This window comes from Novosphingobium sp. (assembly GCF_025351285.1).
Lineage (GTDB): Bacteria > Pseudomonadota > Alphaproteobacteria > Sphingomonadales > Sphingomonadaceae > Novosphingobium.
Window position 1 is genome coordinate 80,721 of record NZ_JANXWG010000048.1, and the last position, 14,246, is coordinate 94,966.

Sequence of the window (14,246 nt, forward strand, 5' to 3'; positions counted from 1 at the left end):
GAGCGTAGAGGACACGACATCAGTTGCTGCTTGCCCCGGTTCCGGGGAGCAGGCAAGCCGCGATCCGGCCGGTTTCCGAAGGTATCATGCACTTTTCTCCCGCGATTCTCTCCGGCATCACGCTGATCAAACCGCGCCGCCACGGCGATGCGCGCGGCTATTTTGCCGAGACATTCCGGGCCGACCGTTTCACTGACGAAGTTGGCAGATACGAATTCGTCCAGGAAAACGAGTCGCTCAGCGCGCAAGTCGGTACGATCCGTGGACTGCATTTTCAAACCGATCCGTTTGCGCAAGGCAAGTTGGTGCGATGCGTCCAGGGCGCGCTGCTCGATGTCGCTGTCGACATCCGGGTGGGTTCGCCCACCTTCGGCCAATCGATTGCGGTCGAGTTGTCGGCTGAAAACGCAAGGCAATTGTGGGTGCCGCGCGGCTTCGCGCACGGGTTCTGCACGCTGCGGCCAAATACCCTGCTCTCCTACAAGGTCACCGCCTACTACAGCGCCGAGCACGACAAGGGCTTGGCCTGGAATGATCCCGCGATCGGCGTAGAGTGGCCCGATTGCGCCGATCCCGAAACGCTTTCGGCCAAGGATCGTATCCAGCCCAGGCTGGCCGACCTGCCCGCTTGTTTTGCCTACGAGGGCTGAGTTCGATGCGCATCATCGTGACCGGCGGTGCCGGCTTTATCGGTTCGGCACTGGTGCGCCATCTCGTGGCGGCGAGTCACGACGTGCTGACCGTGGATGCCCTGACTTATGCAGGAAACCGCGCCTCGTTGCGCGACGTGGAGGACAATCCGCGGCATCGCCTGCTTCACGCCAACATCTGCGATCGCGGGGCGATGGACGCTGCGATCGTGCAATTCCGGCCCGATCGGATCATGCACCTAGCAGCAGAAAGCCACGTCGATCGCTCGATCACCGGCGCTGCCGATTTCGTCCAGACCAACATCGTCGGCACGTTCACCCTGCTCGAAGCGGCGCGCGGATACTGGCAGGCGCTGGCACCCGATGCGAAAGCCGCGTTCCGCTTCCTCCATGTGTCGACCGACGAGGTCTATGGGTCGCTCGGCGATGAAGGGCTGTTCGAAGAGACCACGCCATACGATCCAAGTTCGCCCTATTCGGCCTCGAAAGCGGCGTCGGATCACCTCGCCAAGGCCTGGCATCGCACTTATGGCTTGCCGGTAGTGGTCTCGAACTGCTCGAACAATTACGGACCGTATCACTTCCCCGAAAAGCTGATCCCGCTGACGATCCTCAACGCGCTTGCTGGTCGCGAATTGCCGGTTTACGGCAAGGGCGAGAACGTGCGCGACTGGCTCTATGTCGAGGATCACGCGCGCGCGCTCGACCTGATCGCCGAACGCGGCCGGCCGGGGGAAACCTACAATGTCGGCGGGCGCAATGAACGGCGCAACATCGATGTGGTGCAACGGATCTGCGAAGCACTCGACGCGGCGGTCCCGGCCAGCGCGCCGCATGACCGGCTGATCCTTTTCGTCACCGACCGTCCGGGCCACGACGCGCGCTATGCGATCGACGCCGGCAAGCTCGAAAGCGAACTCGGCTGGCGCGCGCAGGAAACCTTCGAGACCGGCATCGAGAAGACCGTCCAGTGGTATCTCGACAACGCCTGGTGGTGGCAGCCTTTGCGCGACCGTTACGACGGTGAGCGGCTGGGCCTGGTCAAAGAAGATGCCGGGACGTGAGAATCGTCGTGACCGGCGGACCAGGACAATTGGTGCTGTCGATGGCAGAACGCGCGCCGCTTTGCGGGCATGAGGTGATCGCTGTCGGCCCGCCCGAACTCGACTTGTCCGCGGCCGATGACGACGCGGTGTACGCCGTGCTTGCTGCCGCGAAACCCGACGCCATCGTCAATGCCGCGGCGCACACTGCGGTGGACAAGGCCGAGAGCGAGCGCGCGCTGGCGTTTGCCATCAATGCTGCTGGCGCGGGCGCGGTGGCGCGTGCAGCCGCCCGGCTCGACGTGCCGCTGGTCCATGTCTCGACCGATTATGTGTTCAGCGGCGACAAGGCCGAGCCTTATGTGGAAACCGACCCGACCGGCCCGACCGGGGTCTATGGCGAATCCAAACTGGCCGGCGAGGACGCAGTCCGCGCCAGCGGCGCCGATTTCGCGACCCTGCGCACGGCCTGGGTCTACAGCCCGTTTGGCGCCAACTTCGTGAAGACCATGCTGCGCCTGGCCGAGAGCCGCGACGAGCTGGGCGTGGTCGATGACCAGCGCGGTTGTCCGACCAGCGCACTCGACCTGGCCGATGCGGTCATCGCAGTCGCCGCGAACCTGAAGGCAAGCGCCGACCCGTCATTGCGCGGCCTGTTCCACGCGGCCGGCAGCGGCGAGGGAAGCTGGGCCGACCTTGCCGAGGCGATTTTCGCCACGTCTGCCACGAACGGCGGCCCGAGCGCGCGGGTCAATCGTATCGCCACCGCCGATTACCCGACGCCGGCCAAGCGCCCGGCCAATTCGCGGCTCGATTGCAGCAAGCTGGCCGCAGTTCACGGCGTGCGGCTCCCCCATTGGCGCCACAGCGTCGAACAGGTCACCGCACGGCTCGTGCGCGAAGGAACGATAACGTCATGAAGGGTATCATTCTTGCCGGAGGCAGCGGATCGCGGCTGTTCCCGATGACGATGGCGGCATCGAAGCAGTTGATGCCGGTCTACGACAAGCCGATGATCTATTACCCGCTGACCACGCTGATGCTGGCAGGCATCCGCGAAATCCTGATCATCACCACCCCGCACGACGCACCGATCTTCCGCAACCTGCTGGGCGACGGCTCGCAATGGGGCATCGCGCTTACTTATGCGGTACAACCCGAGCCGAAAGGCCTGGCGCAAGCCTATACCATCGGCGCCGATTTCGTGCGCGGCGGGCCATCGGCGCTGATCCTGGGCGACAACATCTATTTCGGCCACGGCATCAACGACTTGTTCGCCAATGCGATGGCGCGCCCGTCGGGCGCCACCGTGTTTGCCTACCACGTGACCGATCCCGAACGGTACGGCGTGGTCGAATTCGACAAGCAGATGCGCGCGATGTCGATCGAGGAAAAGCCGGCTTCGCCACGCTCCAACTGGGCGGTGACGGGGCTGTATTTCTACGACGAGCAGGTCGTCGACATTGCCGCCTCGATCGCGCCAAGCCCGCGCGGAGAACTTGAAATCACCGACGTCAACCGCGCTTACCTCGAACGCGGTGCGCTTTCGGTCGAGATCATGGGCCGCGGCTATGCCTGGCTCGACACCGGCACCCCCGACAGCCTGCTCGAGGCCGCCGAATTCGTCCGCACGCTCGAAAAGCGTCAGGGATTCAAGATCGCCTGCCCCGAAGAAATCGCTTACCGGCAAGGCTTCATCGATGATGCCGGCCTGCAACGCTCGATCGATCGCCACGGCAAGAGCGATTATGCGATGTATTTGCGCAGACTGTCGACCTGACGACCGGGCCGCGACGGAGCGTTTCGTTTGCAGGACGAAGCGCAGCAGGTTTGCGAGGTTGATCGGTATCGAAACGCACGCTGCATCCGAAACCGTTGTTCTTTGACGATAATTAAGCGTTTGCGACATTCGCAAGCTATCGATAGACGCTGGATCAGCGGATAACCGGCCCAAGGATCGTACCGTTTGGAACATCTGATACTCTCCGGTTCACCGCTTGCTGATGACGATATCCTGCGCCGGGGGCGCGAAGTGATCCGGCTCGAGGCCGAAGCGCTACGCAAGCTCGAATCGACCATCGACCAGTCATTCGTCCTGGCTTGCGGGCTGATCGCGAACGCCACGCAGCGGCTGGTGATAACCGGGATCGGCAAGTCCGGGCACGTCGCGCGCAAGCTGGCGGCCACGTTTGCGGCCACGGGAACTCCGGCGATCTACCTCCATCCGGCCGAAGCGGCACACGGCGATCTGGGCATGCTGGTGCGCGGAGATGTGCTGCTGGTGATGTCGAATTCGGGCAACACGTCTGAATTGCGCGCGGTGATCGACTATGCGCGGCGTTTGGCGGTAGTGGTTATCGGTGTGGCATCGCGGCGCCGCTCGTTCGTGATCGAACGCGCCACCGTCGGGATATGCCTGCCCACCGTGCGCGAAGCCTGCCCCGCCAACATCGCGCCGACCACGTCTTCGACGATGCAACTCGCGCTCGGCGATGCGCTGGCAATGGCGGTGATGGACATGCGCGGGGTGTCGGAAGGTCGGTTGCACAGCCTCCATCCGGCCGGCGCGATCGGCTTGCGGCTGACTCCGGTGCGTGACGTGATGCACGGGCGCGAAGACCTGCCGCTGGTGCGCGAATTTGCCGGGATGCCCGAAGTGATCTCGATCATGACATCGGGGCGGTTCGGGCTGGCGGGTGTGCTCGACAACGATGGTCGGCTGATCGGGATCATCACCGATGGCGATCTTCGGCGCCATTTCGGCGAGATTTCGGTCGCCAGCGCCGCCGATGTGATGACCCACAATCCCAAGTCGCTGCCTGCCGAAATGCAGGCCGGCGATGCGCTGTTGTTCCTCAACGACGCAAAGATCACTGCGGCATTCGTGTTCGAAAACAAGGCCAGTGCCGACGTCGCCAAGCCGATCGGGATCGTCCATATCCACGATCTGCTCCGTTTTGGTTTGAATTGACCCTGGTCTCGGGTCACTGACCCCTATGCGGTTTGCGATCATCATCCCGGCGCGGTTCGCCTCGACCCGATACCCGGGCAAGCCGCTGGCCATGTTGTGTGGCGTCAACGGCGCCGAAAAACCGCTGGTCCAACGAAGCTGGGAATGCGCGCGCGAAATCGCCGGTGCGGCGGGCGTGTGGGTCGCCACCGACGACCAGCGGATTGCCGATGTCGTGCGCGGGTTCGGCGGGCAAGTCGTGATGACCTCGCCAGATTGCCGCAACGGCACCGAACGCTGCGCCGATGCGGTCAGCAAATTGGGCGCCAAGCTGGGCGAGAGCTTCGATGCGGTGGTCAATCTCCAGGGCGATGCGCCGCTGACGCCAACCCATGTGGTCGGCGCGCTTGTCGAAGCGCTGGCAGCAGACCCGGCAGCGGCGATGACCACGGTGGCGGTGCGGTGTTCGCCGACGACGTATGCGCATCTGGTCGGTGATCAGGCCGCAGGTCGGGTCGGCGGCACCACGGTGGTGACTACCACCGATGGCCGCGCGCTGTATTTTTCCAAGCGCGTGATTCCTTATGTTTCGCCGCTGCAACCCGGTTTCGATGCCGATGCGGTGCGGTTGCACCTCGGGCTTTACGCCTATCGGCCCGAGGCACTGGCGGCATATGCGCAAACCCTGCCGTCGCCGCTCGAAGACCTCGAAGGGCTTGAGCAACTGCGCTTTCTCGAAGCCGGGCAGCCGGTGCGCGTGGTGACGTTCGATCCGGTGGGCTGGGATTGTATCGAACTCAACAATCCCGAGGACATTACCGCAATCGAACGGGTGTTGCTCCAGCGCGGAATCGACTAGAGCGCCGCGATGACCGTGCTTTCCGGCCCTGTCGTGCGCCTTTCGGACACGATCGCCTTCGCCAACACATCGCCGCTTGTCCTGATCGGCGGGATGAACGTGATCGAAGATCGCGCGATCCTGCTGGACGTTGCGGCGCAGTTCGTCGAAACGGCGCGTGATCTGGGAATTCCGTTCGTTTTCAAGGCGAGCTTCGACAAGGCCAACCGTTCCTCGATTCATTCGTTTCGCGGGCCGGGGCTGGCACGCGGGCTGGAATTGCTGGCCGAAATCAAGGCACTGCACGGCGTACCGATCCTCACCGATGTCCACGAACCGGATCAAGCCGCGCCGGTGGCCGAAGTTGCCGATGTGCTGCAATTGCCCGCGTTCCTGGCTCGGCAAACCGATCTGGTGGTGGCGATCGCGCGCACCGGCAAGGTCATCAACGTCAAGAAACCACAGTTTTTGAGCCCGCTCGAGATGCGCCACATCCTGGCCAAATGCGCCGAAGCGGGCAACACCCGCGTGCTGTTGTGCGAACGCGGAACCAGCTTCGGCTACAACAACCTGGTGGTCGACATGCTGGGCATGGACCTGATGCGCGAATTTGCGCCGGTGGTGTTCGACGTGACTCACGCGCTGCAACGGCCCGGCGGCCGGCCCGACAGCGCGGATGGACGCGGTGAACAGGCCGCGGCGCTGGCGCGGGCTGGAGTTGCTGTGGGCATCGCCGGGCTGTTTCTCGAAGCGCATCCCGATCCGGCCAAGGCCTTGTGCGATGGCCCATCGGCGCTGCCGCTGGCGGCGTTGCGCGGCTTTCTCGAACAGGTCTCCGCGGTCGATCGGGCCGTGAAGCCCATGCTCGGCCAGCCGCCAGCCAGCGCGGATTGATGCGGTTCTCGTGCGCATCGGCGCCGGGGCCGTGACCGCGCCGCCTTTCCTCCGCCTGCCGCCGTTTCCGCGCAGCCGCCCCAGACGCGGGGCGGCATCGTGGCAAATTGCGCCGGACGATCTCGACCGCTTGGCAGACCAGTTGCGACAGGCCAGCGTCGGAGGCTGCTTCTGGGGAGCACAGCCCAAGCTGGACCCCGCTTGCCAATTGTTGCTGGTGCCGGAAAGCCGCGAGCAGGCGCTTGAATTGCTGGCCACCGCCCGGGCAGCGGGGCGGAGCGATCAAGCGATCATCGTGGGCGCGTTCAGGGTCGGCCGCGGGTTGATCCCCATGGTGCCCGCAGACTGCGATCCATGGCATCTTGCCGCCCATGCTGGTGAGGTCTGGGCCGGCGCAGGGCATGAACTCGCGCTGATCGCCGGGCTGCTCGATCGCAATCTGCGGCTGTTCGGACCAGGCCGGTTTGCCGGTCTGGCCGATGGCACGGACGGACTGCGCGCGGCGCTCGGCACCGCCGTGGCCGCGTCGGCAATGGTTGATCCTTTCAATGGGGGCCAACTTGCGCCTGCTGATGCCATCGCGCTGCTGGCTGATTGGCGCAAGCTGATCGACGCCAACAGGCCGATCCGCGCGGTGTTCGGCGTGGCGCGGTGGAAGCGCGTGACGGTCGATCCGTTGCTGTGGGACGGCACCGGCCCGGTGCGGTACGCTCGCGCCAGCCAGGCGGCGATGCTTGCGGCCGGAGATGCCGCGATCGCGTGGAAATCGCGCACGCCGCCCGCGCTGCTCGATGCGATCGACGCGTGCGGCATCGTGCCCGGCGAGATCGAGGATGGCATGATCCGCTCGGTCGGGCTCGGCGCCAATTGCGTGCCGCCGCTATCGGTGATTGTCGATCGGCGCGGCATCTATTTCGACCCGTCTGCCGCCAGCGATCTCGAAACGATCCTGGCCGAAGCGGAGATGTCGCCCGAATTGCTGGCTCGCGCGGCGGCATTGCGGGCCAGGACCGTGGCCGAGGGGATCAGCAAGTACGGCCGCGCTGCGCCGATGGACTTGCCCCCGCGCGATGCCCGCCGGCGCGTGCTGGTGACCGGGCAGGTGGAGGATGATCGTTCGATCCTGACCGGGGGCGCCGGCATGAGCAACCTGGCGCTGCTCGAAGCCGCGCGCAAGCTCGAGCCCGACGCGTGGATTGTTTACAAGCCGCACCCCGATGTCGAGGCCGGCCACCGCAAGGGGCGCATTTCGGACGCAGAGGCCTTGCGCCATGCCGATGCAATCGAGCGCGATACCCCGATAACGGCCTTGATCGACAGCGTCGACGCGCTGCACGTGATCACTTCATTGGCGGGCTTCGAAGCCTTGTTGCGCGGCAAGGACGTGACCACGCACGGCATGCCGTTCTACGCGGGTTGGGGTTTGACCTGCGATCTCGCGCTCGTGCCGCCTCGTCGGCGGCACGGTCTGACGCTCGATGGATTGGTGGCCGGAACCTTGATCCTCTATCCGCGTTATATCGATCCGGTGACCCGCCTTCCATGCGGGCCCGAACTGGTGATCGAGCGAATATCGAGCAATCTCGCGAAGGTTTTGTCGCCATTGATCGTTATACGCGAATGGCAGGGGCGATTGCGGTTGTTGTTCGATCGTTCAGGCCACCCTCGTCAAGATTGGCGCCGGCGTTGATGCTGATGGGGTGCATCTTTCAGGGGGGCAGGCTATGGGTCAGGTGATGAGCTTCCATCCGGCTGCCAGCCGGCGTTTCCTGTTTCTGCAGGGGCCGCCCGGCCCATTTTTCCGCTTGCTTGGCGCCGAATTGGCCCAGCGTGGCGCCGAAGTGTTCCGCATCAACCTATCGGGCGGAGATCGTTACGATTGGCGCGACGGCGCTGTGGAATATCGCGGTCGCATGAAGAACTGGCCGCTGGTTTTCGATCGTTTCCTGCAGGACCGCCGCGTGACCGACGTCGTGCTGTTCGGCGATTGCCGGCCGGTTCACCGCGTCGCGCTGCGGCTGGCGCAATTGCGCGGCGTGCACGTCCACGTGTTCGAGGAAGGCTATATCCGGCCCGACTGGATGACGCTGGAACGCGATGGCGTGAACGGGCACTCGTCGCTCGAACGCGATCCCGAAGTGATCCTGGCTGCGGCGCGGTGGCTGCCGCCGGTTCCGCAATTGCCGCCGATCACCGCGCAGTTCAGCCGCCGTGCGCGCGACAGTTACTGGCATTTCCACAACGTGTTCCTTGGGCGCCTGCGGTTTCCGTTCTACCAGACGCATCGGCCGGGCTCGATCCTGTTGTGGGCGCTGGGCTGGGCAACGCGCTTTGCCCGGGCGCAGCACCGCGCGCGGCAAGCCGAGGAGGTTTTGCGCAGCGTGGCGGGCAAGCGCTACTTCCTGTTCCCGCTGCAACTTTCAGGCGATTACCAGATCCGCGCGCATTCGCCGTTCGGGACGATGCCGATGGCCACCGACTATGTGCTCGAGAGCTTTGCGCGCCACGCGCCCGAAGATTGCGTGCTGCTGGTCAAGGAACACCCGCTCGACAGCACGCTGATGAACTGGCGCACGTTCATCCACCGCCGTGCGCGTAAGATGGGGCTGGCGGGCCGCGTCCTGCATATCGATGGCGGCGAATTGCCCGACATGGCGCGCGCAGCGCAGGGCATGGTCTGCGTGAATTCCACCTCGGGCACGCTGGCGCTCGAAGTCGGAACCCCCGTGATCGTGCTGGGCGATGCGGTCTACGACGTGCCCGGCGCGACGTATCAGGGATTGCTCGACCAGTTCTGGCAGAACCCGGGCAAACCGGATCGGGATTTGTACCAGGCCTTCAAGCGCTTGCTCCACGCACAATGCCTGGTCAGGGGCGGGCTGGCGAGCGAATCCGCGATTCAGATCCTGATCGACAGCAGCATCGACCGGTTGCTGGCAGTCAACGACAGCGGACAGCGCGCGGCAGACGAAGCGGCGTTCGGCCCGGCAGTATTGCAAGCCGCGGCAAGTCAGGCGTTGGGTACGAGCCCTTCGTCATCCAGGTAACCGCGCGTGCGCAGCGCGTTGAACAAGCGGTTGATCACTGGGTTCGACCAGCCCGAATTGGTTGCAAAATCGCGCTGCAACGAATCGTGATGCAATTGGTGTGCAGCGGGGGTCATCAACAGGTTGGCGCGGCGCATCGCGTTGATGAACCAAGGGTTTTGGTCACGGTGCAGCGTACCGTGGAAATACTGGGCAAAGCCGCCACCGGCAATCGCGGCGAACAAGCCTGCGCAGAGCCAGCCGGGAACCGGCGCGACCATCATCGCAAGGTTGAGCATCAGGGACATCGGCAATGCACCGATCACCACGGTTGATCCGATCTGGCGCCAAAGATCACGCCGGCCGAGCGCGTGGGGGCGCGGGTGGTGGTTTTTGAAATCGTAGACCAGGCGATCGAACGCGCTGACCCGGCTCATGCGATCGCGGAGCATGGCCAGGTATTCGGGCGATTCGCGCGAGCCTTCGTAGAAATAGAGATCGGCGAGCCGCTTGCCCGGGGGGCAGGGCCGATAATCCAGCGCCATATGGACCAGGCCGGACGCCAGATCGGCCAGATACCAGCCTCCGAGCAAAGTCGGAATCGAAGCCCACCCGAAGTTCAAGACAGCCGCGACGGCGTTGGCTGCCAACGAAACCGCAAAAGCCCAAAGCAGAGTACGCTGTCCTAAGGAACCAGGACCCGTCAATTCCCCAAACCCCTCATGCCGATCCACCGACCCCGCGCTTCCTGGATCAGATGCGGTTTCGCAACGTTTGGACCATGCATGTGTTCCCTGACAACTTGAAGAATCCCCGGCAGGCAAATCATTGTTTTGCGCGCAAAGCCGGTTGTCCGAAACATAAGTTTGATCTTGCAGCAACGATCGATGTCGTCAACTAACGTTCATGTCCGATTTGGCAGGGCGCAGCCTGCACAATTCACGCAAGACCACAATCAAGGCAAACTGGGCCCCATGTACGAGCGCGCTATCGCAAGCCCCGAAGCGCTGCCAGGCGGTGCAAAGGGTGGTGATTTGCCGATCCCGGCCGACTTGCTGATCCCGGCCGACTTGCTGATCGACGTGAGCCGGCTCATCTGGCGCGTCTGGACCGGCCGGCTGCCTACCGGGATCGACCGGGTGTGCCTGGCCTATCTCGATCGTTATGCCGATCAGGCACGGGCCGTGGTGCAGAAAAACGGCTGGCGTCGGGTACTGGCCCGCGCGGATTCGCAAGCGCTGTTTGCGTTGCTGGCGAAAGGCGGCCCCGGATTTCGCCGGCGTTTGCTGGCGATGGCGCCGGGTGCGCTGTTGCGCTCCGGCGTCCGGCCGCCACGTCCTGGCATGGCTTATCTCAACATCGGGCATACCGGGCTGGAAGCGGCGGGGTTGCCGTTGTGGATCGCCCGCAACCAGGTTCGCGCGATCTATCTGGTGCACGACCTGATCCCCATCACCAACCCCGAATTCTGCCGCGAGGGCGAAGCCGAAAAGCACACCCGGCGCATGATCAACGCGCTTGGCAGCGCCTCGGGTGTGATCGCCAATTCGCGGTCGACTCTGGCCGATCTTGAGCGGTTCGCGGCTGCCCAGCGCATTGCCATGCCGCTGGGCATCGCTGCGTGGCTGGCCGGACAGGCGCATCGCCCGGCGCCACGAACAGGCGCTCAGGAGCGGGCCTATTTCGTGACCATCGGCACGATCGAAGGCCGCAAGAATCACATCCTGCTGCTGCGGCTGTGGCGCCGGATGGTCGAGCAGATGGGTTCGGCCGCACCGCGCCTGGTGATCATCGGCCAGCGCGGCTGGGAAGCCGATCATGCGCTTGCGATGCTCGATCGGTGCAACGCGTTGCGTGGCCACGTGGCCGAGCTTGGCAGTTGCGAGGACGACGAACTCGCGCGGCTGCTGGCGGGCGCGCGGGCGTTGCTGATGCCCTCGTTCGCCGAAGGCTTCGGGCTGCCGCTGATCGAAGCGCTCGAGATCGGCACCCCGGTGATCGCCTCCGACTTGCCCGTTTTCCGCGAGATTGCGGGCGATATCCCGACCTATCTGCCGTCGTGGGACGGGGTGGGCTGGGAGCGCACCATCGGCGAATTCGTCGGCGATCCGCCCGAACGCCAGCGTCAGCTTGCGCGCCTGCCCGGCTACTGCGCGCCCGATTGGGACGAGCATTTCCGTGCAGTCGACGCGTTGCTTGCCGAGGTTTTGGCCGCTTAAGCGATCACCCCGAACAAATCATGCGCGTCCGATTCCTCGATCAGCACCTGCACCACGTCGCCCTGCTTCAGGGTAGCCGGCACATCGCGCAGCAGCACTTGCCCGTCGATCTCGGGCGCATCGGCTTGTGACCTTCCGGTTGCGCCCAGGTCGCCATCCTCGTCGGGTTCGCCCACTTCGTCGATGATCACTGGCAGCGTGCGCCCGATTTTGGCCGCCAGCCGTGCCGCGCTGATCCGCTCGGTCACTTCCATCAACCGGGCGTAGCGTTCTTCCTTGACCGCCTCTGGTACCGGATCAGGCAAGGCATTGGCCTGTGCGCCCTCGACCGGTTCGAACCGGAACGCGCCGACGCGATCGAGCTGCGCTTCCTCCAGCCAGTCGAGCAGGTACTTGAAATCGTCCTCGGTCTCGCCCGGAAAGCCGACCACGAAGCTCGACCGGATCGCGATATCGGGGCAGATTTCGCGCCATGATTTCAGCCGTTCGAGCACCTTGGCCTCGTTCGCCGGGCGCTTCATCGCCTTGAGAACCTTGGGCGAGGCGTGCTGGAACGGGATGTCGAGATAGGGCGTCAGCAGCCCTTCGGCCATCAGCGGGATCACCGCATCGACGTGCGGGTAGGGATACACGTAATGCATCCGCACCCACGGCACTTGGCCCCCCCCAAATTCATTGGCAGGCGTGCGCAATCCACCCAATTCGCGCGCCAGGTCGGTCATGTGCGTGCGGACCGCATGGCCCTTCCACTGGCGTTCCTCGTGCCGCACGTCGACGCCATAGGCCGAAGTGTCCTGGCTGATCACCAGCAGTTCGCGCGTGCCCGCCGCGACCAGCTTTTCGGCCTCGCGCAGCACCGCATCGATCCGCCGGCTGGCCAGTTTTCCGCGCAGCGTCGGGATTATGCAGAAGGCGCAGGCATGATTGCAGCCTTCTGAAATCTTGAGATAACTGTAGTGCCGGGGCGTGAGTTTCACATCCATCTGCGGGATCAGGTCGATGTACGGACCTTGGGTGGGCGGCGCCGCTTCGTGCACCGCTTCCACCAACGCCTCGTACTGGTGCGCCCCGGTCACCGCGAGAACGGCGGGGAAGCGCGCGCGGATCACCTCGGCTTCGTTGCCCATGCACCCGGTCACGATCACGCGGCCATTTTCGGCGATCGCCTCGCCGATCGCGGCCAGGCTTTCCTCTTTGGCCGAATCGAGGAACCCGCAGGTATTGACCAGCACCACATCGGCGCCGGCATAGTCCGCGCTCATCGCATAGCCATCGGCGCGCAGCCGCGTCAGGATGCGTTCGCTGTCGACCAGCGCCTTGGGGCAACCCAGGCTGACCATCCCCACCTTGCGCTGTTCGGGGATCCTGGCTGGAATCTTGAAGAGTGTTTCGGCTGTCATCGCCCGGGCGCTTACGCCGATTTGCCGCGCGCGTCACGTGCGGTTAAAGCGGCGTCATGCCGGGCCTCACCATCACGATCACAAAGGGCCAGCGCGACGATCGAATTGCGATCGCCCGAGCCGATGGCAGCACCGCGCAGACCTGCTTTCCGCACAAGGGCCCGGTGCCGCACGATGCGGTGCATTTTTTCACCGAGCGCGGGCTGGCTTTGCCGCACGCTTTCTGGGGCCTGATCGGGCAAGGACGCCACCCGGAAGAGCTTGCCGAGCTGGCCAAGGCGCAAGGCCATGCCAGCGCCAAGCGTGCGCAAGTGCCGGGTGCGGACATCGTCCAACTGCTCCAGGCCGAACGGCTGGTCGAATGCTTCGAGGCGCAATTGTGGGCGCATGCCGCACCCGATGCTGCGTTCATGGACGTCGCCCGCGTGGCTTGCGAATTGAGCCATGTGCCGCTGCCACCGATTTCGCTCGACCAGTGCGGCGCGGTGATGGCCGAGATTTTCGACTTCGCGAAATCCTGGATGGCGGCCCCGGTGGGGCACGCCGCAACGCTGGAATGGAACTGACGCATGGGACCGGTGAACTGGATCGCGGTGATTTTGGCGGCCAACCTGGCGGTTGCGGTGGGTGTGGTGTGGTACGGGCCGTTGTTTGGCGGCGGGCGTCCGCTGATCGAGGCGAAGGACCAGCGCCAGCCGCGCGCCTGGGGGCTGGTGATCGGCGCGATGCTGCTTTCGGCCACGATGATCGGCCACAACTTCGCGCGCGTCGGGCCCGAGACGCTCCATGCCAAGCCGTGGCTGTACTTCATGATGTCGGGCGGGCTGGCCTTGGCCTTCGTGGCGCCCGCGCTGTACATCGGCCTGGCGCGTTACGGCGTCAGCCGCGCCGAACGGGTGCGCGATTGCGGGTACTGGATCGTGGCGTACCTGGCGATGGGTGCGGTGTTCTGGGCGCTGGGGTGATTGACGCAGAACGGGGTTTTTGTACGCGTCGCCGGGCCCAGATCGGCATTCATTTTCAACGCCTTGCGGATATTTGCGCGCTCAGGGCGTGACTTTTCGAAAGTGACATCGTCACGCTCGAAACGGGTTGGGCCAGTGGTTGAGCAAATCGCCATACCACGGCTCTTAACCCATTGCGGTGATGTAGGAAAATGTTCGCGTTGAGCAACTAACCTTGCAACTGACCCGTTCATGTCGAGCGAAGTCGAGACACGCTGGCGC

14 protein-coding genes are annotated in these 14,246 nt (G+C 64.5%); 12 read left to right on the forward strand and 2 right to left on the reverse strand.

What is annotated here, in order from left to right; genetic code table 11:
* The first annotated feature begins 86 nt into the window (after positions 1-86).
* The 9 genes from rfbC (at position 87) to Q0R16_RS05865 (ending at position 9,422) form a co-directional block, all read left to right on the forward strand.
* Positions 87-650, forward strand: a complete 564-nt coding sequence (gene rfbC, locus Q0R16_RS05825; protein WP_295633415.1) for a dTDP-4-dehydrorhamnose 3,5-epimerase — start codon at positions 87-89, stop codon at positions 648-650.
* Between the two features lie 5 nt (positions 651-655).
* Positions 656-1,714, forward strand: coding sequence for a dTDP-glucose 4,6-dehydratase (rfbB, locus tag Q0R16_RS05830; protein ID WP_295633418.1), 1,059 nt, complete (start codon positions 656-658; stop codon positions 1,712-1,714).
* Positions 1,711-2,613 (forward strand): dTDP-4-dehydrorhamnose reductase, encoded by a 903-nt coding sequence (gene rfbD, locus Q0R16_RS05835; RefSeq protein WP_295633422.1) that lies wholly within the window; start codon positions 1,711-1,713, stop codon positions 2,611-2,613. Before rfbB ends, rfbD begins: the two co-directional genes overlap by 4 nt.
* Positions 2,610-3,473, forward strand: coding sequence for a glucose-1-phosphate thymidylyltransferase RfbA (gene rfbA / locus Q0R16_RS05840; RefSeq protein ID WP_295633426.1), 864 nt, complete (start codon positions 2,610-2,612; stop codon positions 3,471-3,473). Before rfbD ends, rfbA begins: the two co-directional genes overlap by 4 nt.
* A gap of 186 nt (positions 3,474-3,659) precedes the next feature.
* On the forward strand, positions 3,660-4,664 hold the full coding sequence (locus tag Q0R16_RS05845; RefSeq protein WP_295633428.1) for a KpsF/GutQ family sugar-phosphate isomerase: 1,005 nt from the start codon (positions 3,660-3,662) through the stop codon (positions 4,662-4,664).
* Positions 4,665-4,689: 25 nt separating this feature from the next.
* Positions 4,690-5,502: a 3-deoxy-manno-octulosonate cytidylyltransferase gene (kdsB, locus tag Q0R16_RS05850; RefSeq protein ID WP_295633432.1), complete on the forward strand. Its 813-nt coding sequence runs from the start codon at positions 4,690-4,692 to the stop codon at positions 5,500-5,502.
* 9 nt (positions 5,503-5,511) lie between these two features.
* The gene (gene kdsA / locus Q0R16_RS05855) at positions 5,512-6,375 is read left to right on the forward strand and encodes a 3-deoxy-8-phosphooctulonate synthase (RefSeq protein ID WP_295633435.1); all 864 of its coding nucleotides are present in this window, start codon (positions 5,512-5,514) and stop codon (positions 6,373-6,375) included.
* 31 nt (positions 6,376-6,406) lie between these two features.
* Positions 6,407-8,065, forward strand: a complete 1,659-nt coding sequence (locus Q0R16_RS05860) for a hypothetical protein (protein WP_295633438.1) — start codon at positions 6,407-6,409, stop codon at positions 8,063-8,065.
* A gap of 46 nt (positions 8,066-8,111) precedes the next feature.
* Positions 8,112-9,422 carry a capsular biosynthesis protein gene (locus tag Q0R16_RS05865; RefSeq protein WP_295633442.1) on the forward strand — a complete coding sequence of 437 codons (1,311 nt, stop codon included), beginning with the start codon at positions 8,112-8,114 and terminating at the stop codon, positions 9,420-9,422.
* On the opposite strand, the gene Q0R16_RS05870 is transcribed toward Q0R16_RS05865, so the two are convergent.
* Positions 9,386-10,024 (reverse strand): fatty acid desaturase CarF family protein, encoded by a 639-nt coding sequence (locus Q0R16_RS05870; protein ID WP_295633445.1) that lies wholly within the window; start codon positions 10,022-10,024, stop codon positions 9,386-9,388. The genes Q0R16_RS05865 and Q0R16_RS05870 overlap by 37 nt on opposite strands.
* Positions 10,025-10,375: 351 nt before the next feature.
* Here Q0R16_RS05870 and Q0R16_RS05875 point away from each other — a divergent pair, with 351 nt between their 5' ends.
* Positions 10,376-11,620 (forward strand): glycosyltransferase family 1 protein, encoded by a 1,245-nt coding sequence (locus tag Q0R16_RS05875; protein ID WP_295633448.1) that lies wholly within the window; start codon positions 10,376-10,378, stop codon positions 11,618-11,620.
* On the opposite strand, the gene rimO is transcribed toward Q0R16_RS05875, so the two are convergent.
* Positions 11,617-13,020 carry a 30S ribosomal protein S12 methylthiotransferase RimO gene (gene rimO, locus Q0R16_RS05880; protein ID WP_295633451.1) on the reverse strand — a complete coding sequence of 468 codons (1,404 nt, stop codon included), beginning with the start codon at positions 13,018-13,020 and terminating at the stop codon, positions 11,617-11,619. The two genes, Q0R16_RS05875 and rimO, sit on opposite strands and share 4 nt — an antisense overlap.
* A 56-nt stretch (positions 13,021-13,076) precedes the next feature.
* On the opposite strand from rimO, the gene Q0R16_RS05885 reads away from it, so the two are divergent.
* Both Q0R16_RS05885 and Q0R16_RS05890 read left to right on the forward strand, forming a co-directional pair.
* The gene (locus Q0R16_RS05885) at positions 13,077-13,586 is read left to right on the forward strand and encodes a hypothetical protein (protein ID WP_295633453.1); all 510 of its coding nucleotides are present in this window, start codon (positions 13,077-13,079) and stop codon (positions 13,584-13,586) included.
* Between the two features lie 3 nt (positions 13,587-13,589).
* Positions 13,590-13,985, forward strand: a complete 396-nt coding sequence (locus Q0R16_RS05890; RefSeq protein WP_295633455.1) for a DUF1761 domain-containing protein — start codon at positions 13,590-13,592, stop codon at positions 13,983-13,985.
* Positions 13,986-14,246 lie beyond the last annotated feature (261 nt).

Coding starts and splice junctions, on each gene's coding strand:
- rfbC (WP_295633415.1), top strand. CDS start 87: ATGCACTTTTCTCCCGCGATTCTCTCCGGCATCACGCTGATCAAACCG.
- rfbB (WP_295633418.1), top strand. CDS start 656: ATGCGCATCATCGTGACCGGCGGTGCCGGCTTTATCGGTTCGGCACTG.
- rfbA (WP_295633426.1), top strand. CDS start 2,610: ATGAAGGGTATCATTCTTGCCGGAGGCAGCGGATCGCGGCTGTTCCCG.
- kdsB (WP_295633432.1), top strand. CDS start 4,690: ATGCGGTTTGCGATCATCATCCCGGCGCGGTTCGCCTCGACCCGATAC.
- kdsA (WP_295633435.1), top strand. CDS start 5,512: ATGACCGTGCTTTCCGGCCCTGTCGTGCGCCTTTCGGACACGATCGCC.
- Q0R16_RS05865 (WP_295633442.1), top strand. CDS start 8,112: ATGAGCTTCCATCCGGCTGCCAGCCGGCGTTTCCTGTTTCTGCAGGGG.
- Q0R16_RS05875 (WP_295633448.1), top strand. CDS start 10,376: ATGTACGAGCGCGCTATCGCAAGCCCCGAAGCGCTGCCAGGCGGTGCA.
- rimO (WP_295633451.1), bottom strand. CDS start 13,020: ATGACAGCCGAAACACTCTTCAAGATTCCAGCCAGGATCCCCGAACAG.
- Q0R16_RS05885 (WP_295633453.1), top strand. CDS start 13,077: ATGCCGGGCCTCACCATCACGATCACAAAGGGCCAGCGCGACGATCGA.
- Q0R16_RS05890 (WP_295633455.1), top strand. CDS start 13,590: ATGGGACCGGTGAACTGGATCGCGGTGATTTTGGCGGCCAACCTGGCG.